At 40.5% G+C, this 26,996-nt stretch carries 22 protein-coding genes; 21 read left to right on the plus strand and 1 reads right to left on the minus strand.

Annotated features, from left to right (window positions below):
• Positions 1-63 precede the first annotated feature (63 nt).
• The 12 genes from M1F65_RS02415 (at position 64) to M1F65_RS02470 (ending at position 18,154) form a co-directional block, all read left to right on the plus strand.
• Positions 64-1,965 carry an ABC-F family ATP-binding cassette domain-containing protein gene (locus M1F65_RS02415; RefSeq protein ID WP_247925389.1) on the plus strand — a complete coding sequence of 634 codons (1,902 nt, stop codon included), beginning with the start codon at positions 64-66 and terminating at the stop codon, positions 1,963-1,965.
• A 2-nt stretch (positions 1,966-1,967) separates the two neighbouring features.
• On the plus strand, positions 1,968-2,831 hold the full coding sequence (locus M1F65_RS02420) for an Rgg family transcriptional regulator (RefSeq protein WP_247925390.1): 864 nt from the start codon (positions 1,968-1,970) through the stop codon (positions 2,829-2,831).
• A gap of 80 nt (positions 2,832-2,911) precedes the next feature.
• Complete coding sequence (locus tag M1F65_RS02425) at positions 2,912-4,090, plus strand: MFS transporter (RefSeq protein ID WP_049520337.1); 1,179 nt, start codon at positions 2,912-2,914, stop codon at positions 4,088-4,090.
• Positions 4,091-4,179: 89 nt separating this feature from the next.
• Positions 4,180-6,138: an NAD-dependent DNA ligase LigA gene (ligA, locus tag M1F65_RS02430; protein ID WP_247925391.1), complete on the plus strand. Its 1,959-nt coding sequence runs from the start codon at positions 4,180-4,182 to the stop codon at positions 6,136-6,138.
• 147 nt (positions 6,139-6,285) lie between these two features.
• Positions 6,286-8,571 carry a type I pullulanase gene (pulA, locus tag M1F65_RS02435; RefSeq protein ID WP_247925392.1) on the plus strand — a complete coding sequence of 762 codons (2,286 nt, stop codon included), beginning with the start codon at positions 6,286-6,288 and terminating at the stop codon, positions 8,569-8,571.
• Positions 8,572-8,768: 197 nt separating this feature from the next.
• Entirely contained in the window at positions 8,769-10,193 is a 1,425-nt protein-coding gene (locus M1F65_RS02440) for an NADP-dependent glyceraldehyde-3-phosphate dehydrogenase (RefSeq protein WP_247925393.1), read from the plus strand.
• Between the two features lie 272 nt (positions 10,194-10,465).
• Complete coding sequence (gene glgB / locus M1F65_RS02445; protein WP_180833249.1) at positions 10,466-12,361, plus strand: 1,4-alpha-glucan branching protein GlgB; 1,896 nt, start codon at positions 10,466-10,468, stop codon at positions 12,359-12,361.
• Positions 12,362-12,518: 157 nt separating this feature from the next.
• Positions 12,519-13,661 carry a glucose-1-phosphate adenylyltransferase gene (locus tag M1F65_RS02450; RefSeq protein WP_000787250.1) on the plus strand — a complete coding sequence of 381 codons (1,143 nt, stop codon included), beginning with the start codon at positions 12,519-12,521 and terminating at the stop codon, positions 13,659-13,661.
• Entirely contained in the window at positions 13,651-14,790 is a 1,140-nt protein-coding gene (glgD, locus tag M1F65_RS02455; protein WP_000687050.1) for a glucose-1-phosphate adenylyltransferase subunit GlgD, read from the plus strand. Before M1F65_RS02450 ends, glgD begins: the two co-directional genes overlap by 11 nt.
• Positions 14,787-16,220, plus strand: a complete 1,434-nt coding sequence (gene glgA / locus M1F65_RS02460) for a glycogen synthase GlgA (protein WP_247925395.1) — start codon at positions 14,787-14,789, stop codon at positions 16,218-16,220. Before glgD ends, glgA begins: the two co-directional genes overlap by 4 nt.
• 164 nt (positions 16,221-16,384) lie before the next feature.
• Positions 16,385-17,029, plus strand: coding sequence for a phosphoserine phosphatase SerB (gene serB, locus M1F65_RS02465; RefSeq protein ID WP_247925396.1), 645 nt, complete (start codon positions 16,385-16,387; stop codon positions 17,027-17,029).
• Between the two features lie 9 nt (positions 17,030-17,038).
• The gene (locus M1F65_RS02470) at positions 17,039-18,154 is read left to right on the plus strand and encodes a glycerate kinase (protein ID WP_247925397.1); all 1,116 of its coding nucleotides are present in this window, start codon (positions 17,039-17,041) and stop codon (positions 18,152-18,154) included.
• Here the strand turns inward: M1F65_RS02470 and M1F65_RS02475 are convergent.
• Complete coding sequence (locus M1F65_RS02475; protein ID WP_084857474.1) at positions 18,151-18,597, minus strand: DUF1694 domain-containing protein; 447 nt, start codon at positions 18,595-18,597, stop codon at positions 18,151-18,153. The genes M1F65_RS02470 and M1F65_RS02475 overlap by 4 nt on opposite strands.
• 162 nt (positions 18,598-18,759) lie before the next feature.
• Here M1F65_RS02475 and eno point away from each other — a divergent pair, with 162 nt between their 5' ends.
• The 9 genes from eno to M1F65_RS02520 all read left to right on the plus strand — a co-directional run bounded on the left by eno (position 18,760) and on the right by M1F65_RS02520 (position 26,781).
• Complete coding sequence (eno, locus tag M1F65_RS02480) at positions 18,760-20,064, plus strand: surface-displayed alpha-enolase (protein ID WP_000022821.1); 1,305 nt, start codon at positions 18,760-18,762, stop codon at positions 20,062-20,064.
• A gap of 126 nt (positions 20,065-20,190) precedes the next feature.
• A complete protein-coding gene (locus M1F65_RS02485; protein WP_247925398.1) occupies positions 20,191-20,685 on the plus strand; it encodes a YkgJ family cysteine cluster protein in 495 nt (164 codons plus the stop codon).
• 197 nt (positions 20,686-20,882) lie between these two features.
• On the plus strand, positions 20,883-21,719 hold the full coding sequence (locus M1F65_RS02490; protein ID WP_084881800.1) for an AraC family transcriptional regulator: 837 nt from the start codon (positions 20,883-20,885) through the stop codon (positions 21,717-21,719).
• 191 nt (positions 21,720-21,910) lie between these two features.
• A complete protein-coding gene (locus M1F65_RS02495; RefSeq protein WP_247925399.1) occupies positions 21,911-22,954 on the plus strand; it encodes a glycosyltransferase in 1,044 nt (347 codons plus the stop codon).
• A complete protein-coding gene (locus tag M1F65_RS02500) occupies positions 22,951-23,862 on the plus strand; it encodes a phosphodiester glycosidase family protein (protein ID WP_247925400.1) in 912 nt (303 codons plus the stop codon). The genes M1F65_RS02495 and M1F65_RS02500 overlap by 4 nt, the downstream gene beginning before the upstream one ends.
• Positions 23,837-24,235: a hypothetical protein gene (locus M1F65_RS02505; RefSeq protein WP_002893287.1), complete on the plus strand. Its 399-nt coding sequence runs from the start codon at positions 23,837-23,839 to the stop codon at positions 24,233-24,235. Before M1F65_RS02500 ends, M1F65_RS02505 begins: the two co-directional genes overlap by 26 nt.
• A gap of 167 nt (positions 24,236-24,402) precedes the next feature.
• Complete coding sequence (locus M1F65_RS02510; RefSeq protein ID WP_247925402.1) at positions 24,403-25,317, plus strand: peptidase; 915 nt, start codon at positions 24,403-24,405, stop codon at positions 25,315-25,317.
• 133 nt (positions 25,318-25,450) lie between these two features.
• The gene (locus M1F65_RS02515; RefSeq protein ID WP_217970770.1) at positions 25,451-25,993 is read left to right on the plus strand and encodes a ClbS/DfsB family four-helix bundle protein; all 543 of its coding nucleotides are present in this window, start codon (positions 25,451-25,453) and stop codon (positions 25,991-25,993) included.
• A gap of 284 nt (positions 25,994-26,277) precedes the next feature.
• Complete coding sequence (locus M1F65_RS02520) at positions 26,278-26,781, plus strand: hypothetical protein (RefSeq protein ID WP_217970769.1); 504 nt, start codon at positions 26,278-26,280, stop codon at positions 26,779-26,781.
• Positions 26,782-26,996 lie beyond the last annotated feature (215 nt).

The raw sequence follows: 26,996 nt of genomic DNA on the forward strand, positions 1-26,996 counted from the left end.
TATACCACTCGAACTTTTTTCATTGCAATTGTGCAAAAGAGAAAAAGATAGTAAAATAGAGATATGATTATTTTACAAGCTAATAAAATTGAACGATCTTTTGCTGGTGAGGTTCTCTTTGAATATATCAACCTGCAAGTAGATGAACGAGACCGAATTGCTCTTGTTGGGAAAAATGGTGCAGGTAAGTCTACTCTTTTAAAGATTTTGGTTGGGGAAGAGGAGCCAACTAGTGGAGAAATCAATAAGAAAAAAGATATTTCTCTGTCTTACCTAGCCCAAGATAGCCGTTTTGAGTCTAAAAATACCATTTATGATGAAATGCTCCATGTCTTTGATGATCTACGCCGTACGGAGAAACAACTGCGTCAGATGGAGTTGGAGATGGGTGAAAAGTCTGGTAAAGATCTAGATAAACTGATGGCGGATTATGATCGTTTATCAGAGAATTTTCGTCAGGCTGGTGGTTTTACCTACGAAGCTGATATCCGTGCTATCTTGAATGGTTTCAAGTTTGATGAATCTATGTGGCAGACGAAAATTGCTGAGCTTTCTGGCGGTCAAAATACTCGTCTGGCTCTAGCAAAAATGCTCCTTGAAAAGCCCAATCTCTTGGTCTTGGACGAACCAACCAACCACTTGGATATCGAAACCATTGCCTGGTTAGAGAATTACTTGGTAAACTATAGCGGTGCCCTCATTATTGTCAGTCACGACCGTTACTTTTTGGACAAGGTTGCGACGGTTACACTGGATTTGACCAAGCATTCCTTGGATCGTTATGTAGGCAATTACTCTCGTTTTGTTGAGTTAAAGGAGCAAAAGCTAGCTACTGAGGCAAAAAACTATGAAAAGCAGCAGAAGGAAATCGCTGCTCTGGAAGACTTTGTCAATCGCAATCTAGTCCGAGCTTCAACGACCAAGCGTGCCCAATCTCGCCGCAAGCAACTGGAAAAAATGGAGCGTTTGGACAAGCCTGAAGTTGGCAAGAAATCAGCCAATATGACTTTCCAGTCTGAAAAAACATCAGGAAACGTCGTTTTGACAGTTGAAAATGCTGCTATTGGCTATGATGGGGAAATATTGTCAGAACCTATCAATCTTGACCTTCGTAAAATGAATGCTGTTGCCATCGTTGGACCAAACGGCATTGGGAAGTCAACCTTTATCAAGTCTATTGTGGATCAGATTCCCTTTATCAAAGGAGAGAAGCGTTTTGGAGCAAATGTCGAGGTTGGTTATTATGATCAGACTCAAAGCAAGCTAACACCAAGCAATAGTGTCCTAGATGAACTTTGGAATGACTTTAAATTAACATCAGAGGTTGAAATCCGCAATCGTCTAGGTGCATTCCTTTTCTCAGGAGATGATGTTAAAAAGTCAGTCGGAATGTTGTCAGGTGGTGAACGCGCTCGTTTGTTGCTTGCTAAACTGTCTATGGAAAACAACAATTTCTTGATTCTTGACGAGCCGACCAACCACTTGGATATTGATAGCAAGGAAGTGTTGGAAAATGCCCTGATTGACTTTGATGGAACCCTTCTTTTCGTCAGCCACGACCGGTACTTTATTAACCGAGTAGCAACTCATGTTTTGGAATTGTCTGAGAATGGTTCGACCCTCTACTTGGGAGATTACGATTACTATGTTGATAAGAAGGATGAAATGGAAGTCAACCGGACAGAAGAAGTTTCAACTAGTAATCAAGCAAAAGAAGCAAGTCCAGTTAATGACTACCAAGCTCAGAAAGAAAGTCAGAAAGAAGCCCGTAAGCTCATGCGCCAAATAGAGAGTTTAGAGGCTGAAATCGAAGAGTTAGAAAGTCAAAGCCAAACTATTTCTGAACAAATGTTGGAGATAAACGATGCCGAAAAACTCATGGAATTGCAGACTGAACTGGACAAAATTAGCCATCGTCAGGAAGAAGCCATGCTTGAGTGGGAAGAATTATCAGAGCAGGTGTAAAGATGAAACATCTAGGAAAGGTATTTCGTGAATTTCGAACAAGTGGAAAGTATTCCTTAAAAGAGGCGGCAGGTGAATCATGTTCAACCTCTCAGCTATCTCGCTTCGAGCTTGGGGAGTCTGATCTAGCAGTTTCTCGTTTCTTTGAGATTTTGGATAATATTCATGTGACTATTGAAAATTTCATGGACAAGGCTAGAGATTTTCAAAATCATGAACATGTTGCCTTGATGGCACAGATTATTCCGCTTTACTACTCAAATGATATTGCAGGTTTTCAAAAGCTTCAAAAGGAACAGCTTGAGAAAGCAAAGAGTTCGACCAATCCCCTCTATTTTGAGCTGAATTGGATTCTGCTACAAGGTCTGATTTGTCAAAGAGATGCTCATTACAGGATGAGTCAGAGTGATTTGGAAAAGGTAGCAGATTATCTTTTTCAAACAGAAGAATGGACTATGTATGAGTTGATTCTTTTCGGTAATCTCTATACTTTCTACAATGTGGACTATGTAGCTCGGATTGGCAGAGAAGTCATGGAGCGAGAAGACTACTACAAAGAAATTGGTCGGCATCGAAAACTCGTTTTAATTCTAGCTCTTAACTGTTACCAGCATTGTTTGGAGAACCGTTCCTTTGCGGATGCGGACTATTTTGAGGGCTATGTGGAGAAGTTAATTGGAAATGGTATCAAGCTTTATGAGCGCAATCTCTTCCATTATCTCAAAGGTTTCGCCCTCTACCAGAGAGACTTGAAAGCAGAAGGTTGTAGTCAGATGCAGGAAGCCATGCATATTTTTGCTGTGCTTGGACTTCCAGAGCAAGTGGCTTACTATCAGGAACATTATGAAAAATTTGTAAATCCTTAAATTTCCCAAATAAGGGAAAAATAAAGAGACTCCTTTCAGTTTTGATACAATAGTTTCAAAATTTGAGAGGAGCTTTTTATATGAATCGACATGCAATCCAGTTGATTAGTCGTGGTGCGATTAATAAGATAGGAAATATGCTCTATGATTATGGAAACAGTGTTTGGTTGGCATCAATGGGAACGATAGGACAGACTGTTCTTGGGATTTATCAAATTTCCGAGTTAGTTACATCGATTCTGGTCAATCCCTTTGGCGGAGTGATTTCAGACCGCTTTTCGCGTCGCAAAATTTTGATGACGACAGACCTGGTTTGTGGTATTCTCTGTTTAGCTATTTCTTTCATCAGAAATGATAGCTTGATGATTGCTGCCTTGATTTTTGCCAATATTGTTCAGGCGGTTGCCTTTGCATTTTCTCGTACAGCCAACAAAGCCATTATAACTGAAGTTGTAAAAAAAGAAGAGATTGTGACCTATAATGCTCGCTTAGAGCTCGTTTTGCAGGTTGTAGGCGTTAGCTCCCCTGTACTTTCTTTCATCGTTTTACAATTTGCCAGTCTCCATATGACGCTTGTTTTAGATGCCATTAGCTTTTTCATCGCATTTACCTTAGTAGCTTTCCTTCCCAAAAAAGAGACTCAGTTACAAGAGAAAAAGACTTTCAGCTGGAAAAATATTTTTGCTGATATGAAGGAAGGACTTGGCTATATCTGGCACCAGAAAGAGATCTTTTTCCTCTTGTTAGTAGCTTCCAGTGTTAATTTCTTTTTTGCAGCTTTTGAATTTCTCCTCCCTTTTTCAAATCGACTATACGGGGTAGAAGGAGCTTATGCAACTATTTTAACTATGGGCGCTATTGGTTCGATTATCGGAGCTCTTCTAGCTAGCAAAATAAAGGCAGGTGTTTATAATCTTTTGATTCTATTGGCCTTGACTGGAGTTGGGGTTTTTATGATGGGGTTACCATTGCCAACTTTTCTTTCCTTTTCTGGAAATTTAGTTTGTGAACTGTTTATGACGATATTTAATATTCACTTTTTTACTCAGGTGCAAACAAAGGTTGAGGGGGAATACTTGGGAAGAGTACTAAGCACCATTTTTACCTTAGCCATCCTATTTATGCCGATTGCAAAAGGCTTTATGACGGTGCTACCAAGTGTCCATCTCTCTTCTTTTCTGATAATTGGAAGCGGTGTCATCGTCTTGTCTTGTTTATCCCTCGTTTATGTGCGAAGTCATTTTAAAAAAGAGTTATAATTTCTTTTTTTAAGAAAATATTACACTACAAACCATTTTTCAGTCCTTCTCTATTGTGAGGAGGGCTTGCTTTGTGGTAAAATGGGATTATGAATGAAAGAATGAATGAGTTAGTTGCCTTACTCAACCGCTATGCGACCGAGTACTATACGAGTGACAATCCCTCGGTTTCAGATAGCGAGTATGATCGTCTCTACCGAGAGTTGGTTGAGTTGGAAGCCGCCTATCCAGATCAAGTTTTAGCGGATAGTCCAACTCATCGTGTTGGTGGTAAGGTTTTAGATGGTTTTGAAAAATACAGTCATCAGTATCCTCTATACAGTTTGCAGGATGCTTTTTCACGTGAAGAGTTAGAAGCTTTTGATGCGCGTGTGCGAAAGGAATTACCCCAACCGACCTATATTTGTGAGCTGAAAATCGATGGTTTGTCTATCTCGCTTACGTATGAAAAGGGGATTTTGGTTGTTGGTGCCACACGTGGGGATGGTTCTGTTGGTGAAAATATCACCGAAAACCTCAAGCGTGTCAAGGACATTCCTTTGACCTTGCCCGAAGAACTAGATATCACCGTTCGTGGAGAGTGTTACATGCCACGCGCTTCCTTTGATCAGGTCAACCAAGCCCGCCAAGAAAATGGGGAGCCTGAATTTGCTAATCCTCGTAACGCAGCTGCAGGCACCTTGCGTCAGTTGGATACAGCAGTAGTGGCCAAGCGTAATCTTGCTACTTTCCTCTATCAAGAAGCCAGCCCTTCAACTCGTGATAGTCAAGAAAAGGTCTTGGAGCATCTTGAACAGCTTGGTTTTGTAGTTAATCCTAAACGAATATTGGCTCAAAGTATAGATGAGGTATGGGATTTTATCCAAGAAGTAGGACAAGAACGGGAGAAACTGCCTTACGATATCGATGGGGTGGTCATCAAGGTTAACGACCTAGCAGGTCAAGAAGAACTCGGTTTTACCGTTAAAGCACCTAAGTGGGCAGTAGCTTATAAATTTCCTGCTGAGGAAAAAGAAGCTCAACTCCTTTCAGTTGACTGGACAGTAGGTCGTACGGGTGTTGTGACCCCGACTGCCAATCTAACACCTGTTCAGCTTGCTGGCACAACTGTTAGCCGTGCAACTCTTCACAACGTAGATTATATTGCTGAAAAGGGTATCCGCAAAGATGATACGGTTATCGTTTATAAGGCTGGAGATATCATCCCTGCTGTTCTGCGTGTGGTAGAGTCTAAACGTGTTTCTGAAGAAAAACTAGATATTCCGACTAACTGTCCGAGCTGTGACAGTCAGTTGCTTCATTTTGAAGATGAAGTGGCTCTTCGTTGTATCAATCCACGCTGTCCTGCCCAAATCATGGAAGGTTTGATTCACTTTGCCTCTCGAGATGCTATGAATATTACGGGTCTTGGTCCATCTATCGTCGAAAAGCTTTTTGCTGCTAATCTGGTTAAGGATGTGGCAGATATTTACCGTTTGAAAGAAAACGATTTCCTTCTTTTAGAAGGCGTCAAGGAAAAATCTGCTTCTAAACTGTATCAGGCTATTCAAGCATCCAAGGAGAACTCTGCTGAAAAGCTCTTGTTTGGTCTGGGAATTCGCCATGTCGGAAGCAAGGCTAGCCAACTCTTGCTCCAACATTTCCACTCTATCGAAAATTTAGCTCAAGCTAATCCAGAGGAAGTGGCAAGTATAGAAAGTCTGGGTAGTGTGATTGCCAAGAGTCTTCAGACCTATTTTGCTACAGAAGGATCAAAGATTCTCTTAGACGAGTTGAAAGAAGCTGGAGTAAATCTGGATTACAAAGGACAGACAGTAGTGGCAGATGCAGCCTTGTCAGGTTTGACAGTAGTTCTGACAGGAAAATTGGAACGTCTCACGCGCTCAGAAGCAAAAAGCAAACTCGAAAGTCTAGGAGCTAAGGTAACAGGCAGTGTATCCAAGAAAACAGATCTAGTCGTAGCAGGAGCGGATGCAGGAAGCAAGCTCCAAAAAGCACAAGAACTTGGTATCGAAGTTCGAGATGAAGCTTGGTTGGAAAGTTTGTAAAGAATAGTTGAAAAATAGAGTCAGATAGTCTGGAACTATCTCTCCTGATGTGTTTTTATATCTATTAAACTATTCTCTATTGTGCTGAAATTCCCGTTAAATTCTTCAGCATGACTTAAAAATTAAAATTAGGAATTAGGAAAAGAAATGTATAGATACCCAGTAGTCATCCATTTTCACCGAAAAAATGGGGATTATGATGCTTGTTCATTCAGTAGAAAACAAGCAGATGTTAAAGAAAATTTGTATTATGAAAATGACTATTTTGGAGCAAAATTCTCCTTTACAGTCACAAGTGCAGAAAGGCTCGATACTTTGACCTTTTCGGTCGAAATAGATGGAAAGACAAAAGATTATCTCCTACGGTTTAACTATTATCCACTGTTGACTGAGGTTTGGATCTTAGATGGTGATGAGACGGTTTATTATTCTGAAAATCCAGCCATTGCAAGTCCTTACTATAAAGATCGAAACCCGTTTGCTTTTGATAAAGCCTTTCACAGTGAAAGTTTTGATCATCATTGGGGATACCAAGGAGAGTTGGGTTATAGTATCTCAGACTACCAGACAAGCTTTAAACTCTGGGCTCCAACAGCTACAGCAGTCCAAGTGGTCGTTTATGAAAATACAAGTAACGACGCGTCGATTTGGAAAACCTTTAATCTAAAGCGAGGGAATAGCTATTCATACAGTCATAAGTACAATACCATTGGTGTTTGGAGTGTAGACCTGGATGAAAATCTTGCAGGTAAAGCTTATCAGTATCAGATTGAGTTTCCGCACCACCAGACCTTGACACGAGACCCATACACTATCGCTACAAGTCCTGATGGAAAACGTTCCGTAATTCTCTCTCAGCAAGATAGACAGGTAGAAGGATTCGAAGTTAAACATGGGACAGACGCTCTTTGGCGTTTGGAAAATCCATGTAAAGTCGTTATCTGTGAGATGCATATTCGTGATTTTACAAAATCGCCGACATCTGGAGTTTCAGAAAACCTTAGAGGTACCTTCCTTGGGGCTGCCCAGACTGGAACAGTTAACCAGTATGGTCAAGCAACTGCCTTTGACTATATCAAAGAACTCGGCTGTAATTATGTTCAGCTCCAACCAATCTTTGATCGTCATAAGGAATACGACGAGGACGGAAATGTAACCTATAACTGGGGTTATGACCCTCAAAACTACAATGCGCCAGAACCAAGTTTCTCTAGTAATCCAGATGATCCTGGACAGGTTATTCGAGACCTCAAGACCATGATTCAGGCTTATCATGATGCGGGAATCGGTGTTATTATGGATGTCGTTTACAACCATACTTTCTCAACGGTAGATGCGCCTTTCCAAACAACTGTTCCTGATTATTACTATCGTATGAATCCAGATGGAACCTTCCAAAACGGAACAGGTGTTGGAAATGAAACCGCAAGCGAACACGAAATGTACCGCAAGTATATGATTGACTCACTCCTTTATTGGGTGAAAGAATACAATATTGACGGTTTCCGTTTTGACTTGATGGGAATTCACGATGTCAAAACCATGCAGGCAATTCGTTGGGCACTGGATGAAGTTGATCCACGTATTATCACCTATGGAGAAGGTTGGGATATGGGAACCGGTCTTGCACCTTACGACAAGGCCAAGAAGGACAATGCCTACCAGATGCCAAATATTGGATTCTTCAATGATGATCAGCGTGATGCCATCAAAGGAGGAGAAGTTTATGGCTCAATCAAGGCAGGATTTGTTAGTGGTGCAGCCACCGAACCAATCGTAGCCAAGGCTATTCTTGGTAGCCGAGAATTGGGCTCTTATCTGAGTCCAAACCAGGTTCTCAACTATGTTGAAGCCCATGATAATTACAACTTGCATGATTTGTTAGTAACCCTTCATCCAGATCGCAGTTCAGATAAGATCATGTGTCAGGTTGAGACAGCGACAGCAATGAACCTTCTCATGCAAGGAATGTCCTTTATGGAAATCGGCCAAGAATTTGGTCGAACCAAGTTAATTCCGACAGGTGAAGATGGACAACTCACTCCCGCAGACCGAGAACGTGCTATGAATAGTTACAACGCTCCTGACAGTGTCAACCAAATAAACTGGGATTTAATCAATGAAAGACAAGAAAGCATTGACTTTATTCGCCAGATTATTCGCCTAAAAACACAAACACGTGCTTTCTCTTATCCTACATACGAAGAAGTTTATCGTCATGTCTTCGTCCATACAGCTGCTGAAAATAGTGGGTGGATTGTTTACGAAATTCACGGCGGAGCAGAGCACTTATTGGTGGTATTCAATGCTAAAGGAACCTCCTTCTACTTTGAAAATGAGGGAAATCTTGAAATGCTGGTGTCCAATAGTCGTTCTAAAGAGTCTAATGTGATTGATGATATCAGCGTTGCAGTCTTGAAGGTACTTTCATAGTAAATGCAACAAAAAGGTTTAGTTAAAACTAGACCTTTTTTGATTTTTATTGAAAAACCAATATCTAATAGGAATAAATTTCAAATAATTTGAAGAATCAAGTTTGTGAAAAAAATATCAATATTTTCCAAAAAGGGGTTGTAATTTTCTGAAAATTTGATAAAATAAGGTTTAATCATTTTCAGGAGGAAGAGAATTTGACAAATTATCAGAATTTAGTGAATGGAAAATGGAAATCATCAGAGAATGAAATTGCCATCTATTCTCCCATCAATCAGGAAAAGCTGGGTACAGTACCAGCTATGAGTCAGGCTGAAGTAGATGAGGCGATGAAAGCTGCGCGTGCAGCTCTACCAGCATGGCGTGATTTAGCACCCGTTGAGCGTGCAGCCTATTTACATAAGACAGCAGACATTTTAGAACGTGATAAAGAAAAAATTGGTACCATTCTTGCCAAAGAGGTTGCAAAAGGAATTAAAGCAGCCATTGGAGAAGTAGTACGTACAGCAGAATTGATTCGTTTTGCTGCTGAGGAAGGTCTCCGTATCACTGGACAAGCAATGGAAGGTGGCGGTTTTGAAGCTGCAAGTAAAAACAAGCTAGCCGTTGTTCGTCGTGAGCCAGTTGGTGTCGTTTTAGCTATCGCGCCATTTAACTATCCAGTAAACCTTTCTGGATCTAAGATTGCTCCGGCTTTGATTGCAGGAAATGTCGTTATGTTCAAACCACCAACACAAGGCTCTATTTCTGGTCTCTTGTTGGCTAAAGCATTTGACGAAGCAGGAATCCCAGCAGGTGTCTTTAACACCATCACTGGACGTGGTTCTGAAATCGGAGACTACATCATCGAACACAAGGAAGTGAATTTCATTAACTTTACAGGTTCAACACCGATTGGGGAGCGTATTGGTCGTTTAGCTGGTATGCGCCCAATTATGCTGGAACTTGGCGGGAAAGATGCAGCAATTGTCTTAGAGGACGCAGATTTAGAAAATGCAGCTAAACAAATCGTAGGTGGTGCCTTTAGCTACTCTGGTCAACGTTGTACCGCTATCAAACGTGTTTTGGTTGTGGAAAGCGTAGCAGACAGATTGGCAGAATTGCTCCAAGCTGAAGTTGCTAAGCTAACAGTCGGTGATCCATTTGACAATGCAGATATCACGCCAGTTATTGATAATGCTTCAGCTGATTTCATCTGGGGATTGATTCAGGACGCTCAAGAAAAGGGTGCCAAAGCGCTCAGCCCAATCAAGCGTGAGAATAATCTCATTTGGCCAGGACTTTTTGATTATGTCACAAGAGATATGAAATTAGCCTGGGAAGAACCATTTGGACCTGTTCTCCCAATTATTCGAGTTGCAGATGCCAATGAAGCACTTGAAATTGCTAATGAATCAGAATTCGGTCTTCAATCTTCAGTCTTTACAAATGACTTTAAGAAGGCATTTGAAATTGCTGAGAAACTTGAAGTTGGTACCGTTCATATTAACAATAAAACACAACGTGGACCAGATAATTTCCCATTCCTTGGTGTAAAAGGTTCTGGTGCAGGAGTGCAAGGAATTAAATATAGTATCGAAGCGATGACAAATGTCAAATCCATTGTTTTTGATGTGAGATAATTTATAAAATCAGGAAAATAACTTCCTGGTTTTATTTTTTTCAAAATAATACAGTAAAAAATTGATAAAAAACGAATATTCTGGTATTATAATAAAAAAATATATGGAAATTGTTTCGTGTTCTATTTTCTGGATATCTTTTTTAAAATGCTAGGTAATTTTTTGAAGGCTTTCATAAAAAAATATGATTTCCTTCGTAAATTACTTGAAAGTTATCTTAAAAGAGTGTATAATAGAATTATAGAAAACGCTTACAAAAGAAAGGGGATTGAATGAATAATCAAGAAGCATTAAGAACCTTTACTACAGGTGAGAACTTTCACCTCCAGCATTATTTAGGAGCGCATAGAGAGGAGAAAAACGGAGAAATAGGCTATACCTTTAGGGTTTGGGCCCCGAATGCACAAGCAGTTCATCTAGTTGGTGATTTTACTAATTGGGTTGAGAATCAGATTCCCATGGTTCGTAATGAAGCAGGTGTTTGGGAAGTCTTTACGAGTCAAGCTCAGGAAGGTCAGATTTATAAATATCATATCACGCGTGCAAATGGTCACCAGATTATGAAGATCGATCCATTGGCAGTTTATTTTGAAGCTAGACCGGGTACAGGAGCTGTTTTGACCAATATCCGTGAAAAGAAATGGAAAGATGGCCTTTGGTTAGCACGTCGCAAACGTCTGGGATTTTTCGAGAGACCAGTTAATATATATGAAGCCCATGCAGGATCTTGGAAGAGAAATCCAGATGGTAGTCCCTATACTTTTTCGCAACTGAAAGACGAGTTGATTCCATACTTAGTTGAGATGAACTATACACATATTGAGTTCATGCCTTTAATGGCTCACCCACTTGGATTGAGCTGGGGCTATCAACTTATGGGTTACTTTGCTTTTGAACATTCCTATGGTACACCTGACGAGTTTCAAGATTTCGTTGAAGAGTGTCATATAAATAATATCGGTGTTATCGTCGACTGGGTTCCAGGTCATTTCACTATTAATGATGATGCCTTGGCATATTATGACGGTACACCAACTTTTGAATACCAAGATCACAACAAGGCTCATAACTATGGTTGGGGTGCTCTGAATTTTGACCTCGGGAAAAATGAGGTCCAATCTTTCCTGATTTCAAGTATTAAATTTTGGATTGATTTTTACCACTTAGATGGTATTCGGGTCGATGCAGTGAGCAATATGCTGTATCTAGATTATGATAATGCTCCTTGGACTCCAAATAAGGACGGCGGAAATCTTAACTACGAGGGTTATTATTTCCTTCAACGGTTGAACACAGTGATTAAGTTAGCTCATCCAGATATCATGATGATTGCAGAAGAAAGTTCATCAGCAACAAAGATTACTGGTATGAAAGAAATGGGCGGCCTTGGATTTGACTATAAATGGAATATGGGCTGGATGAACGACATTCTCCGTTTCTATGAGGAAGATCCGATTTATCGTAAGTATGACTTTAATCTGGTGACTTTCAGCTTTATGTATGTTTTCAATGAAAACTATCTCTTGCCTTTCTCACACGATGAAGTTGTTCATGGCAAAAAGAGTATGATGCATAAGATGTGGGGAGATCGCTACAATCAGTTCGCTGGTCTGCGCAACCTCTACACCTATCAAATTTGTCATCCAGGTAAGAAACTCTTGTTCATGGGTAGTGAGTACGGGCAATTCCTAGAGTGGAAGTCTGAGGAGCAGTTGGAATGGTCTAATCTAGAAGATCCGATGAATGCCAAGATGAAGCATTTTACTTCTCAACTCAATCAATTCTATAAAGACCATCGCTGTCTTTGGGAAATTGATACTAGTTATGATGGTATCGAGATTATCGATGCTGATAATAGAGATCAGAGTGTCCTTTCCTTTATTCGTAAGGGCAAGAAGGACGAAATGTTAGTCTGTGTCTTTAACATGGCACCAGTTGAACGTAAGGACTTTACGATTGGTTTACCTGTTGCGGGTATTTACGAAGAAGTTTGGAATACAGAATTAGAAGAATGGGGAGGTGTGTGGAAAGAGCACAATCAAACAGTTCAGACTCAAGAAGGCTTATGGAAGGATTATGAGCAGACCTTGACCTTTACCTTACCTGCCATGGGAGCAAGCATCTGGAAGATCAAGCGTCGTTTGAAACCAGCTAAGAAAAAAGAATAATGGGCTGTTGATGATATTTTTTAGATTTTAAAAACGGATGTACTTGTATTGGACTTGAAACACAAGAGAAATGGATTTCCTATTATTTTTATAAAAAGTTTGACTTCCGACCTTCTTTCGATTTTAACGTTCACATGTCTTTATAAAGGAGTAGAAAATGAAGAATGAAATGCTAGCTTTGATCCTTGCGGGTGGGCAAGGAACACGTCTCGGAAAACTCACTCAAAGCATTGCCAAACCGGCAGTGCAATTCGGTGGGCGCTACCGTATCATTGACTTTGCTCTTTCCAACTGTGCAAACTCTGGAATCCATAATGTTGGTGTGATTACGCAATACCAACCTCTTGCTTTGAATAACCATATCGGAAATGGTTCTAGCTGGGGATTGGATGGTATCAATTCAGGTGTCTCTATTTTACAACCTTATTCAGCCAGCGAAGGAAACCGTTGGTTTGAAGGGACTAGTCACGCTATCTACCAAAACATTGACTACATCGACAGTGTTAATCCTGAGTATGTTTTGATTCTTTCTGGTGACCACATCTACAAGATGGACTACGATGATATGCTTCAGTCCCATAAGGATAACAATGCCAGTTTGACAGTAGCTGTCCTAGACGTACCTCTCAAAGAAGCTAGCCGTTTCGGTATCATGAATACAGATGCCAATAACCGTATCGTTGAATTTGAGGAAAAACCTGCTCAACCTAAGTCTACAAAGGCTTCTATGGGAATTTATATTTTTGACTGGAAACGGCTTCGCAATATGCTTGTTGCTGCTGAAAAGAGCAATGTGGATATGTCAGACTTTGGTAAGAACGTTATCCCTAACTATCTCGAGTCTGGTGAAAGTGTCTATGCTTATGAATTTAATGGCTACTGGAAAGACGTTGGTACGATTGAGTCACTTTGGGAAGCTAATATGGAGTACATTTCACCAGAAAACGCCTTGGATAGTCGCAATCGTCAGTGGAAAATTTACTCTAGAAACTTGATTTCACCACCAAACTACTTTGGTGCGCATGCACACGTTGAAGATTCATTGGTCGTGGATGGCTGTTTTGTAGATGGAACTGTTAAACGTTCGATTCTTTCAACAGAAGCACAAGTACGTGAAGGTGCTGAGGTCGTTGATTCTGTCATCATGAGTGGAGCTATTATTGGCCATGGCGCAAAGATTACTCGTGCTATTATTGGTGAGGGTGCCATTATTGCAGACGGCGTAGAGATTGACGGAACGGACGAAGTACAAGTAGTAGGATACAATGAAGTAGTGGGGGTAGCAACAGATGAAGATTGATAAATATTCAGCCATTTTAGGAAACACAGTTGGTTTTCATGACATGTCAACATTAACAGAACACCGTCCGGTAGCTAGCTTGCCTTTCGGTGGGAAATACCGTTTGATTGACTTCCCTCTTTCCAGCCTTGCAAATGCAGGTGTTCGTAGTATCTTTGGTATTTTCCAACAAGACAATATCAGCTCAGTATTCGACCATATCCGTTCAGGTCGTGAGTGGGGCTTGTCAACTCTTCTAAGTCACTACTATCTAGGAATTTACAATACTCGTGTTGAAAGCAGTACAGTTGGAAAAGAGTATTACCAACAGCTTCTTACCTACTTGAGACGTTCAGGTTCAAACCAAACCGTTTCGATTAACTGCGATGTGCTGGTGAATATTGACTTGAATCAAGTCTTCCACCTACACAATACAACAAAAGGTCCGATTACAGTTGTATATAAGAAACTTCCAAAGAAAGACATTTCAGATGTGAATGCTATTTTGGAAATCGATGAAACTGACCATGTTCGTTCGCACAAACTCTTTGATAATAAATCTACAGATGAACTCTTCAATATGTCTACAGATATCTTTGTTGTGGATACTCCTTGGTTGATTGAACGACTTGAAGAAGAGGCTCAGAAAGAATATCCTGAAAAGTTGCGCTATGTCCTCCGCGATTTAGCTGCAAAAGAAGGAGCTTTTGCTTACGAATACACAGGCTACTTAGCTAATATTCACTCTGTTCAGTCCTATTATCAAGCAAATATTGATATGCTTGAATCTAAAAAGTTCTATTCTCTCTTCTCACCAAATCAAAAGATTTATACCAAGGTTAAGAACGAAGAGCCAACCTATTATGCGAATACTTCAAAAGTAAGTACTTCTCAGTTTGCTTCTGGTAGTATCATTGAGGGTGAAGTAGTTCAGTCAGTCCTATCTCGTAATATTTATGTTCACAAAGATAGTGTTGTGAAGAACAGCGTTCTGTTCCCTCGTGTTGTGATTGGACAAGGTGCCCAAGTTGAATATGCTATCTTGGATAAGGGCGTTGAGGTTGCGGACGGTGTTGTCATTCGAGGCACAGCAGAACATCCAGTTGTAGTGAAGAAGGGTGAAACAGTAACAGAGGACATTTATTCATGAAAATTTTATTTGTAGCGGCAGAAGGAGCACCCTTTTCAAAAACAGGTGGTTTGGGCGATGTCATTGGTGCACTTCCCAAATCACTTGTAAAAGCGGGGCACGAAGTTGCAGTTTTCTTACCTTATTATGATATGGTAGAAGCAAAGTTTGGAGACCAGATTGAGGATGTTCTCCACTTTGAAGTTAGTGTAGGATGGCGTAGACAGTACTGTGGTATTAAGAAAACGGTCTTGAATGGGGTAACCTTCTACTTCATTGATAATCAGTATTATTTCTTCCGTGGTCATGTGTACGGTGATTTTGACGATGGTGAACGCTTTGCCTTCTTCCAACTGGCTGCTCTTGAAGCCATGGAACGCATGGGCTTTATCCCTGACCTTCTCCATGTTCATGATTACCACACAGCCATGATTCCCTTCTTGTTAAAAGAAAAGTACCATTGGATTCAGGCATATCAAGGAATCAGAACAGTTTTAACCATTCACAATTTGGAATTTCAAGGTCAATTTTCTGAAGGAATGTTATGGGATTTGTTCGGTGTTGGCTTTGAACGTTATGCTGATGGCACCCTTCGCTGGAATGATTGTCTCAACTGGATGAAAGCAGGCATTCTCTACGCGGATCGTGTCTCAACCGTTTCCCCTAGCTATGCGCACGAGATTATGACCAGTCAGTTTGGTTGCGGTTTGGATCAGATTCTTCGGATGGAGTCAGGTAAGGTTTCAGGTATAGTTAATGGTATTGACGCAGATCTTTATAATCCTCAAACAGACCCACTTTTAGACTATCATTTTGATAAGGAAGATTTGTCTGGAAAAGCTCAAAACAAAGCAAAATTGCAAGAGAGAGTGGGGTTGCCTGTGCGAGCAGATGTTCCACTAGTTGGGATTGTCTCTCGATTGACACGCCAAAAAGGTTTTGATGTTGTGGTAGAATGCTTGCATCGTTTCTTACAGGAGGACGTTCAAATAGTCCTTTTAGGAACAGGTGACCCGGCTTTTGAACATTCCTTCTCTTGGTTTGCTCAAGTCTATCCTGACAAGCTATCAGCAAATATCACTTTTGATGTCAAACTTGCTCAAGAAATCTACGCAGCTTGTGATCTCTTCCTCATGCCAAGTCGTTTTGAACCATGCGGCTTGTCTCAAATGATGGCGATGCGCTATGGAACTCTACCATTGGTTCATGAGGTTGGTGGTTTGCGTGATACAGTTCAATCCTTCAATCCGATCGAAGGAACTGGAACTGGATTTAGCTTTGATAATTTAACACCATACTGGCTTAACTGGAGTTTCCAAACAGCCTTGGATGTTTATAAGTACCAGCCGGAAGTTTGGAGAAATCTACAAAAACAAGCTATGGAATGTGATTTCTCATGGGATACAGCCTGCAAATCTTACCTGGACTTGTACCATAGTTTAGTCAACTAATAGATAAAATCGTATGATAACTTCATACGATTTTTGGGCTATTTATACTCTTCGAAAATCAAATTCAAACCGCGTCAACGTCGCCTTGTGGTACTCAAGTACAGCCTACGGCTAGTTTCCTAGTTTGCTCTTTGATTTTCATTGAGTATTAGAGAGGAGAACTGATGTCTCAAGTAAAAGGCCTGTGTGTCATGGATGTTGATGGCACCCTGATAGCAGAAGAGGTGATTGATCTTTTAGGAAAAGAAGCAGGTTGCGAAGAAGAAATATCGCAGATTACAAGCCAGGCAATGCGAGGTGAACTGGACTTTGAAACAAGTTTACGAGCGAGGGTAGCTTTGTTAAAAGGCCTTCCGGTTTCGGTCTTTGATACTGTCTTCAAATCCATTCATCTGTCCAAGAATGCTCAAGAATTTATCTCCATACTTCAAAAGAAGGGCATTCTAGTCGGTCTAGTGTCTGGTGGCTTTACACCAATAGTTGAAAGATTAGCAAAATCCCTTGGTATTTCCTATTTCTCCGCCAACCAGTTGGAAGTCAAAGACGGTTTTTTAACAGGAAAATTAGTTGGTGAAATTGTGACAGGTCAAGTAAAACAAGATACTCTTGAGAAATGGAAAAAAGAACTGAAACTTCCCAAAGAAAGAACGATTGCCATTGGTGATGGGGCTAACGACCTCTTGATGTTAAAGTCAGCAGGACGTGGTATTGCATTTTGTGCCAAAGAAGTCGTAAAATCCGAGATAGCTTGTCATGTAGATACGAGGGATTTTTTGGAAGTTCTACCTTTGATTGATTTCTTAGAATGAGAGGGAACTATGAAAATTGTAATTGCACCCGATTCTTTTAAAGAAAGTTTGACGGCAGAAGAGGTCGCTCAAGCTATAAAAAGGGGTTTTGAACAGTCAATAGCAGATGTAGAATGTCTGCTTTGCCCTGTAGGTGATGGTGGGGAAGGAACTGTAGACGCTATCCGACATTCTCTTGAACTCGAAGAAAAATGGCAAGAGGTTACGGGGCCTTTTGGGCTAAAAGAATCCATGCGCTACTTTCACAAAGATCAAATAGCGCTCTTCGAAGTTGCTGACTTGGTTGGTCTTGGGAAGATTCCGCGGGAGAAACGAAACCCTCTCCACATCCAAACTCGCGGTATCGGAGAATTGATCCGCCATCTCATTGATCAAGGGATGAAAGATATCTATGTCGGCGTTGGTGGTACGGCTAGTAATGACGGTGGGATAGGCATTGCTGCTGGTTTAGGTTATCGTTTTTATGATAAGAATGGAAAAGAATTGCCAGCTTGCGGTCAGACTTTGCTTGAATTCGAGTTAGTTTCAGACAGCGAGTTGTATAGGATACCTGAAGATGTGAAAATCCGCATTTTAGCAGATGTCGTGAGCCCTCTATGTGGTCATCAAGGGGCAACCTATACATTTGGCAAGCAAAAGGGCTTGGATCCTGCTTTATTTGAGATAGTAGATCTGGCTATGCAGCGGTTCTATGAAAAATTATCGCCTTCTACCCTATTTCTTAAAGGAGCAGGGGCAGGTGGGGGTATTGCTGCTGGGCTATGTGCTTTTGCTGAGGCCTGTATCGTATCTGGAATTGATACTTGCTTGGATTTGATAGACTTTGACAAGAAAGTTTCAGATGCCGACTTGGTTATTGTTGGAGAGGGCAGACTGGATAGTCAAAGCTTCGCTGGGAAAGCTCCTATCGGTGTAGCAAAAAGAACCCCTAACAGAGTTCCAGTTATTGCTATTTGTGGTAGTCTTGCTGACGATTTGCCTCCCCTACCATTTGAAAATATACAAGCAGCATTTTCCATTTTAGAGAAAAGTGAACCTTTAGAGAATAGTTTGAAGAATGCAAGTCTCTATTTGGAGCACACAGCTACTAATATCGGTCATTTATTAAATATGAGGAAGGATTAACCTAACCATTTTTTCCAGATTGATTTTTTAGGAGTTTCTGTCTTTTTCTCCTCCCAGAGATTCGAGAATGCAAGTCTAAGGTCTTTTTCATCTACTTGAACAGGTTTGTTCGTGTGAATGACAAGGCCGAAAGGAGAGGTGATATGATCATCTGAAACAATAGTCGCCTGGCAGTTGCTTTCCTTTGCTTGTTTTAAGTAAAATACCTGTTTGTCAAACTCTATATTTGGAGAGATCTTCACAAAAAGTGCCTCTACCTTTTCTTGAAAACTTTCTAAAATAGAGAAAAATCCATGTTCTAATTCAGGACTATTGGCAGTACTGATATCAGCGTAGCCAAGAACTCTTTCCTCAAAAGTTCCGAGATAGCGGCGTTGTTCATCTGGGTTTAATTTCGGCCCACCATGAGCTTTTTCTAGTAGTTGTTTTGATAAATCTGTCATAAAAACAGTATATCACAAAAATCGCATGAAAACAGACAAAAGAAAGCGATTACTTTATAAAGTTAAGGAAAATTTGCACAAAGATAACGTTTTTCCTTGAAAAAGGCGTGTATTTGAGGTATCATAGAGGTGTAAAAAATTTAACTCAAAGGAGAGTAAAAAATGTCAATTATTACTGATGTTTACGCTCGCGAAGTCCTAGACTCACGCGGTAACCCAACACTTGAGGTAGAAGTTTATACTGAATCAGGTGCTTTCGGACGTGGTATGGTTCCATCAGGAGCTTCTACTGGTGAACACGAAGCAGTTGAACTTCGCGACGGTGACAAATCTCGTTACGGTGGTCTTGGTACACAAAAAGCTGTTGACAACGTAAACAACATCATCGCTGAAGCTATCATCGGCTACGATGTACGTGACCAACAAGCTATCGACCGTGCTATGATCGCACTTGACGGTACTCCTAATAAAGGTAAATTGGGTGCAAACGCAATTCTTGGTGTGTCTATCGCTGTAGCTCGTGCTGCTGCTGACTACCTTGAAATCCCACTTTACAGCTACCTTGGTGGATTCAACACTAAAGTTCTTCCAACTCCAATGATGAACATCATCAACGGTGGTTCTCACTCTGACGCTCCAATCGCTTTCCAAGAATTCATGATCGTACCTGCTGGTGCACCATCATTCAAAGAAGCTCTTCGTTGGGGTGCTGAAATCTTCCACGCACTTAAGAAAATCCTTAAATCACGTGGTTTGGAAACTGCCGTAGGTGACGAAGGTGGATTCGCTCCTCGTTTCGAAGGAACTGAAGACGGTGTTGAAACTATCCTTGCTGCGATCGAGGCTGCTGGATATGTTCCTGGTAAAGACGTATTTATCGGATTTGACTGTGCTTCGTCAGAATTCTACGATAAAGAACGTAAAGTTTACGACTACACTAAATTCGAAGGTGAAGGAGCAGCTGTACGTACTGCTGCAGAACAAATCGACTACCTTGAAGAATTGGTAAACAAATACCCAATCATTACTATCGAAGATGGTATGGACGAAAACGACTGGGACGGTTGGAAAGCTCTTACTGAACGTCTTGGTGGTAAAGTTCAATTGGTTGGTGACGACTTCTTCGTAACAAACACTTCTTACCTTGAAAAAGGTATTGCAGAAGGTGCTGCTAACTCAATCCTTATCAAAGTTAACCAAATCGGTACTCTTACTGAAACATTCGACGCTATCGAAATGGCGAAAGAAGCTGGTTACACTGCCGTTGTATCACACCGTTCAGGTGAAACTGAAGATTCAACAATCGCTGACATCGCAGTTGCAACTAACGCAGGACAAATCAAGACTGGTTCACTTTCACGTACAGACCGTATTGCTAAATACAACCAATTGCTTCGTATCGAAGACCAACTTGGTGAAGTAGCTGAATACCGTGGATTGAAATCATTCTACAACCTTAAAAAATAATCGTTGATTTAACAACGTTTTTAGCCCCTCGGATTTTTTCCGAAGGGCTTTTTTTCTGTTCAGGGGGCAAAAAGGGGGCTGAGATTATGGTATAATAGACAAAAACACTTGTATTAGAAAGAAATTATGTCTAAAGAAATTGATATTGAGTACTATCACCAACTAGCCTTGCAAAAGCAAAAAGAGCACCGAAAAGTCTTAGCCAATCTAAAGAAAAAACCTCCTAAAAACTTAGATAAGATAGCCCAGCAAATTCACCAAGAAGTTTTTTCTGAGATTGATTGCACTGCCTGCGCTAACTGTTGCAAGACTTTGGGGCCCGACTTTAAAGAAGCAGATATTACCCGTATTGCCAAGTATTTCAAGATGAAGCTGCCGGCTTTTGAAGAGGAGTTTCTGCAAGTGGACGAAGACGGTGACAAAGTTTTCAAGGCTATGCCTTGTCCTTTTTTAGGTGGAGACAATCTCTGCTCAATCTACGATGTCCGTCCAAAGGCCTGTCGCGAGTTCCCTCACACAGACCGCAAGAAGATTCATCAGATTAATCATCTGACAATCAAAAATACCCTGACCTGTCCAGCCGCTTATCTCTTTGTTGAGAAGCTGCGGGATAGGTTGTAGAATCCCCCTCTAAATATTGTACAAAAATTCTAGGGCAGAAGTATCTTATATCTGTTAGACTATAGTTAGAATTGAACACGGCATAAAAGCTGTGTGAAAAAGATGAAATTTTCTCGGAGCAGGAGCCTCTCCGTCAATTTTCCTATTTTCACTTTGCTTTTAACGGCCTTAGTATCTTTTATGAGGTGAAAAAGAATATGATGCATCAATTCAATCGAACCATGGAATATCTAGAAAGCAAGTTGGACGCAGAAGTGGACTTGCAGAAATTCCAGCAGCTATCGGGCTATTCTTATGCTCTCTTCAGCAGGCTCTTTTCCATCCTAGCAGATATGACTTTAGCGGAATATCTACGCAATCGCAGGCTGTCAGAAGCAGTGACAGACTTGCGGGAAAGCTCTGAGAAAGTCATTGATATAGCACTGAAATACGGCTATGAGTCTGCGGATGCCTTTAGCGCAGCCTTTAAGAAATTCCATGGTGCGACCCCCTCAGAAGTTCGAAATGGAAAACCTTATCGGGTCTTTCCTAGACTTCAATTATCCTTAAAGATTACAGGAGGAAAGAACATGGATATCAAGATTCAAAAGAAACCTGCTTTTACCGTGGCAGGCGTCCTATTGGAAGCTATTGACAATAGTCAGTGCCCGTCTGCTTGGGAGCAGCTCTATGCAAATCACAGCTTTGAAAGCATGGAAAGTTTGGGCAATGGCCAATCCTTTGGCGTCTGCTCGGATGTCAAAGAAGGCGAAATCATTAACTATATGGCCGCTTATGATGTGGCGGATAAAGCGAAAGCAGAAGAACTAGGTCTGTCGATCAAAGAAATCGCAGAAGCTGAATATGCTATCGTACCAGTCAAGGGGGCCATACCAGCCAGTATCCATCATGCTTGGAAATATGTCTTGGAAGTCTTTTTCCCAGAAACTGGCTATCGCCACTCAGGAGCACCAGACTTTGAAGTATACACCGAGGGAGACATGTCGTCACCAGACTATCAAATGGAACTCTGGATACCAGTGATTAAGTACTAGATCATTTTCTGACATTTTATAAAGATGCAAAACCAACTCTGTAGAAGATAGCTTTTACAGAGTTTTTCTTTCTTTGATTACACGAATTTATGAGAAGAACAAAAAAATTGATTTTACTTAAATTTAAGTATAAGGAATTTTTAAGCATTTACTTGTATACTTTTCCAATCATCAAAGAAAGAGGTGTAAATATGAACTATCTAGTTATCCCAGCTTACGAACCTGACTACAATCTCATCAAATTGATTGAAAAGATTCACTATAAGAGCGATTTTTACATCATTGTCATTGATGATGGAAGTTCGGCAGAATGCCAAGACATTTTTGCTCGAGCAGCGAATTTTGCGACGGTCCTTCGCCACCAGGGCAATCAAGGAAAAGGGCAAGCTCTGAAAACAGCCTTTGAGTACATTCAGTCTCTCAATAAGCCAGGGACTGTGGTTACAGCAGATGCAGACGGCCAGCATAGGATCTGGGACATCTTTCGTAGCTTGACCAAATCAAATGAAAATCCTAATACACTTGTCCTTGGTGTCCGTGCCTTTACTGGCAAGGTTCCCTTGCGTAGTCGTTTTGGAAACAGCTTGACTCGTATCTTGTTTAAACTGCAAACGGGTGTCGCTGTATCCGATACACAGACAGGATTACGTGCCTTTTCAACGGATATGATCCCCTTTATGCTTAAGATAGAAGGACAACGGTATGAATATGAGATGAACATGCTCCTCGAAGCAAGTCAAGTCTACCCAATCTTAGAAGTTCCGATTGAAACAGTCTATATCAACGACAATGAGGCTTCTCACTTCCGGCCTATTCGAGATGGATTGATGATTTATAAAAATATTTTAAAGTTTGCGCTCTCGTCTTTTAGTAGTTTTATCGTAGATTATGTGGTCTACGCTCTCTCTATTCTATGCTTGAGCTTTATTCCGACAGGTTTGCGTGTTCTCCTCTCAAATGGTTTGGCACGTGTGACTAGCTCCATCTTTAACTTTTCTACCAACAAAAAATTGGTCTTCAAGAACAAGGCGAGCAGTTTTAAAACAGGATCAGGCTATTTTGGACTAGCTGTTTGTCTCTTTATCTTAGACACCATCCTGATTCGTTTCTTTAATTCGGGTCTTGGAGTTAATTTGCTGATCGCGAAGATACTTGTCGGAATCATGCTCTTTATCCTCTCTTGGACAGTTCAAACTCGCTTTATTTTCAAAGAAAGGACTTGTAGCCCATTATGAAAGTTTTAAAGAAACCCTATCTATACGCCTCGGTCTTGGGCTTGCTCCTGACAAGCTCCTTTACCTATTCGATGTTGAAGACCTTTGTACTCGCTGAAACGATTTCCACTGTATCTAATACTAGCTCAACTTCTAACACCTCAGCGGCAAGTCAGGCAGCAAAAAATGCTCAAGTGACGGATACTAGCTATTCAGATGGAAATATCAGTGTCACCCTCACTGAAAAGACTGTCAATGAAACGCAGGTCTATGTGGCAGATATAAACCTTAGTTCATCGGATTATCTCAAAACAGCTCTAGCTCAAAACTCCTATGGAACCAACGTCACAGCTAAAACCTCTGTAACGGCTGCTGAAAACAATGCTATTCTAGCTGTCAACGGTGACTACTATGGAGCTAATAGCTCTGGTTATGTTATCCGTAATGGAGTTGTATATCGGGACAGTGTCCGTGAAGATGCTAGTAACGGTGACCTTGCTATTTACAAGGACGGCTCCTTTAAAATCATCTACGAGGACCAAGTTTCAGTTGATCAGTTGGTTCAGGACGGTGTCGTCAATCTACTGGCATTTGGTCCGTCTCTAGTTGAGAATGGAGAAATATCTGTTGATACCAATACAGAAGTCGGTCAAGCCATGTCATCGAATCCTCGTACTGCCATCGGGATTATCGATGAAAATCACTACATCATCGTCGTTTCGGATGGTCGTACCTCTGAAAGCAAGGGCTTGTCTCTTTACCAGATGGCAGAAGTGATGAAATCTTACGGAGTGAAGACAGCCTATAACCTTGATGGTGGTGGATCCTCAACTCTCTACTTTAACGGTCAGGTAATCAATAAACCGATTACAGGTGGAAGTAAGATATCAGAAAGGGCGGTGAGTGATATTGTCTACATCGGTTACTAAAATCAAAAACAAACGCCTCAAAAAGACACTCGTTAGCTATAGTCTTCTCACTATTTTCTTCTTTGCATTTAGCCGTATCTACGAGTCCCTTAGTTTTGGGGAGACGTCGCTTCATATGCACTATCTCTTTGCAGTTCCTCTACTAGGAGGCATCGTTCTGGCATTGTTGTTGAAAATCATGCCAAACCTAGGACGAATCAGCCTAAACTTGTGGAACTCGGCAGTTGCAGTCCTAACAACTGGAATGCTCTTTCGAGGAATTGTCAATCTATCAGGTCGTTCAACGACCCTAGATCAACCTTACTGGTATGTCGGCCTAGCCTTTGGTATTTTGGCTATCGCCTCGCTTTTCTTTCATAAGAAAAACAGTTAAAAATTAGCTTAAAAATTAAAAACTGGTTGTTGAGAGAAACAGCCAGTTTTCTTATTGAAGTTCATGACTATAGATCACAAATACCCATATTTTTTGTTTGGATTTTATGGGGCATGCGAATAGTTTTCTCGGTATAATAGTCCCATAGAAGATAAGGAGGCATGAATATGCAGATGTATTTTGGAGATGTGTCACTTTGCTATAGCTATTCATTGGCAATGGCACTGGCTAGCTATGGCTATGACTTTAAAGCAGACTTTCTAGAGGCAATCATGGTAATGGGAAATGGCGCTAGTATCGTAAAGGAAGATGACCAGCACCCTCTAGTATTCTTTGATAACGGAATGCCAGATCTTTCCATCTCCCATTCCTTAAAAATACTTGGGTTTGACTATGAGGATTTCTATCTAAAAGATGGAACTGAAGTAGATTTGGAAGAGATTAAAGGAAAGTTAGAAACCTTTCTGTCCAATGGACCTGTCGTACTGGGACCTCTTGATATGGGCCATCTGACCTACAATCCTAATCACACAATCCTTTATGGTGTGGATCACTTCGTAACCGTGTATGGCATTGATCATCAGCACCTCTATTTGCATGATCCAGCTGGTTTTGCCTGCATGAAGGTTGCTTTTAATGACATCTTAGAAGCCTGGAAGGCAGAGGGTATTGACTATAAGCGCGGAGTCTACTCCATATGGGGAAATTTTAAGAAGATCAAGAGTCCTAGTCAGACTGAAATCTATCAGGAAACAGCAAAGATTATAAAGTCCCGATATCTGAATGGTCAAAACGGTGTTTTGAAATGCTATGCAAAAGCAGTTGCTGAAAATGGCTTAAATACAGAACAAAAACAATTGCATCAGTATTTCAGCTTTAAACTTGCTGCTGTTCGAAATCTCTATCTTAGTAAATTCTTAAAAGACCATGATCCCGAAGGTGCAAGATTAAAAGAGGAATTAGCTACTTTATTTGGCCAAGCCCATCTTTCATGTTTAAAAGAAGATTACCAAGAACTAGCCCACTTGCTTTATCAGATAGCTGAAGTGGGTGGTCGCTTTAGAGATTTATATGTAAACTAGTGACTATAAGCATAAAATAATTAGTTAGTAAAAGCAGTTTTTCGTAAAATGAAGAACTGCTTTTTGATTATGGTTATGGTATAATGAAGTAAGAAAATAGCTTATTCTACTTAAAAATGAAGGGAGAACTCCTATGCCTAGACCAAGAACAAAAGAGGAGCTAGTGCTAGCCTCTAAGGAAAACTATGAAAAGCTCAATCACTTTATCTCAAAATTAAGTGAAGAGGAACTACAGACTCCTTTTGATTTTTCAAAAGACCAAAAGAAAAAAGAAGCTCACTGGAAAAGAGATAAAAATCTAAGAGATGTTCTGATCCATCTCTATGAATGGCATCAGTTACTTTTGACTTGGGTAGATTCTAATCAAAAGGGTCATGAAAGACCTTTTCTCCCTGAACCTTATAATTGGAAAACTTATGGGGAAATGAATGTCGCTATTTGGAAGAAGCACCAGAAAACGTCTCTAGAAGAAGCGACTAGGCTACTAGAGCAATCACATAAAGAGGTTTTAGAGTTGATGGAAGGCTTTAGCAATGACCAACTCTTTACCAAAGGTATCTATAAATGGACGGGTGGGACAAGTCTAGGTTCCTACTTTGTCAGTAGCACCTCCAGTCACTATGATTGGGCTATTAAAAAGCTCAAAGCTCATCAGAAAAATTGTAAGAAACGTTAATTGAAGAGTTTATGAAGGTTGGAAAAGCTTCTTCTAAGCTTCGAATAGCTTCATTCTCGTGATTTTTGAGCTCTTCTAGCTTTAGAATCCTTCAAAAATTAAAATTTAAGGCTATCACAGACTTAGAATAGGTCTAAAACATTTATATCAGTGCAATTCTAAACTTAGAATTACATTGATATTAAAGTAATTGGACTGTTCGACGCTTAGAATGCCTTGATTCTGAGAAATGTTGACTATAAAGTGGTTAGAATGGCTTTTTTCTGATATAGGATGTTGGATAGATGGGTGAGATAATGAACATACAAAAAGAGAAAGTTAGAAAAGAGTTGGTGTCCCTCTGTTTGGGAGAACTTACAGCCGTCCTATCCATTTGGTTTTGTTTTTTCCTTTTGAAAAATCGGCTTGGTGATGTGAATAGTCTAGTATCCATTCTCTATCCACTGTCTTTACTGACATTTATTTTGCTTCAAGGTTCAATCTATTGGGCGATTTTGATTAGAAGACTCTTTAAACCTCAGTTCGGAAGTGCTAGTGTCCCCAAACTATATGGTGGTTTCAGAATACTAGATCTTATTTTACTTATTTCAGGCTTTTCTTTTATAGTCTGGAACACACAGAGTGTCCAAGTGGCTGTCTTAGCCGCACTGATACAGCTTTTTGCCCTTATCGAATGGGTTAATTATTTCCTCGTACGCCTATCTTATAGTTTGAACCCACTTGTTTTATGGAGACGAATTGCCAAGGGTAAACTTGAAAAGAGCAGAATAGCCAAGGAGTTGGGGTAGGGGAGTGTAGTATTGGAGAGTTTAAGTTATTCAAACAATGTTAACTTCAAATTTTCATTTATACTATAATGTTCTTAATGAAACTCAGAAAGGAAGCTCAATGTTCAATAAATTTCTACTCTTCGAAATTACTTAATGGAATAAATCAAATAGTTATAGAGAATGTGCAAAAATGAATGAAAAATTACTTTTCTATGTTATTACTCACCTCTAGT

This window comes from Streptococcus oralis (genome assembly GCF_023109195.1).
Lineage (GTDB): Bacteria > Bacillota > Bacilli > Lactobacillales > Streptococcaceae > Streptococcus > Streptococcus oralis_BV.

Coding starts and splice junctions, on each gene's coding strand:
- M1F65_RS02495 (WP_247925399.1), top strand. CDS start 21,911: ATGAACTATCTAGTTATCCCAGCTTACGAACCTGACTACAATCTCATC.
- M1F65_RS02490 (WP_084881800.1), top strand. CDS start 20,883: ATGATGCATCAATTCAATCGAACCATGGAATATCTAGAAAGCAAGTTG.
- M1F65_RS02485 (WP_247925398.1), top strand. CDS start 20,191: ATGTCTAAAGAAATTGATATTGAGTACTATCACCAACTAGCCTTGCAA.
- eno (WP_000022821.1), top strand. CDS start 18,760: ATGTCAATTATTACTGATGTTTACGCTCGCGAAGTCCTAGACTCACGC.
- M1F65_RS02420 (WP_247925390.1), top strand. CDS start 1,968: ATGAAACATCTAGGAAAGGTATTTCGTGAATTTCGAACAAGTGGAAAG.
- M1F65_RS02500 (WP_247925400.1), top strand. CDS start 22,951: ATGAAAGTTTTAAAGAAACCCTATCTATACGCCTCGGTCTTGGGCTTG.
- M1F65_RS02450 (WP_000787250.1), top strand. CDS start 12,519: ATGAAGAATGAAATGCTAGCTTTGATCCTTGCGGGTGGGCAAGGAACA.
- glgB (WP_180833249.1), top strand. CDS start 10,466: ATGAATAATCAAGAAGCATTAAGAACCTTTACTACAGGTGAGAACTTT.
- glgD (WP_000687050.1), top strand. CDS start 13,651: ATGAAGATTGATAAATATTCAGCCATTTTAGGAAACACAGTTGGTTTT.
- M1F65_RS02470 (WP_247925397.1), top strand. CDS start 17,039: ATGAAAATTGTAATTGCACCCGATTCTTTTAAAGAAAGTTTGACGGCA.
- glgA (WP_247925395.1), top strand. CDS start 14,787: ATGAAAATTTTATTTGTAGCGGCAGAAGGAGCACCCTTTTCAAAAACA.
- ligA (WP_247925391.1), top strand. CDS start 4,180: ATGAATGAAAGAATGAATGAGTTAGTTGCCTTACTCAACCGCTATGCG.
- M1F65_RS02510 (WP_247925402.1), top strand. CDS start 24,403: ATGCAGATGTATTTTGGAGATGTGTCACTTTGCTATAGCTATTCATTG.
- M1F65_RS02520 (WP_217970769.1), top strand. CDS start 26,278: ATGGGTGAGATAATGAACATACAAAAAGAGAAAGTTAGAAAAGAGTTG.
- M1F65_RS02515 (WP_217970770.1), top strand. CDS start 25,451: ATGCCTAGACCAAGAACAAAAGAGGAGCTAGTGCTAGCCTCTAAGGAA.
- M1F65_RS02475 (WP_084857474.1), bottom strand. CDS start 18,597: ATGACAGATTTATCAAAACAACTACTAGAAAAAGCTCATGGTGGGCCG.
- serB (WP_247925396.1), top strand. CDS start 16,385: ATGTCTCAAGTAAAAGGCCTGTGTGTCATGGATGTTGATGGCACCCTG.
- M1F65_RS02425 (WP_049520337.1), top strand. CDS start 2,912: ATGAATCGACATGCAATCCAGTTGATTAGTCGTGGTGCGATTAATAAG.
- M1F65_RS02415 (WP_247925389.1), top strand. CDS start 64: ATGATTATTTTACAAGCTAATAAAATTGAACGATCTTTTGCTGGTGAG.
- pulA (WP_247925392.1), top strand. CDS start 6,286: ATGTATAGATACCCAGTAGTCATCCATTTTCACCGAAAAAATGGGGAT.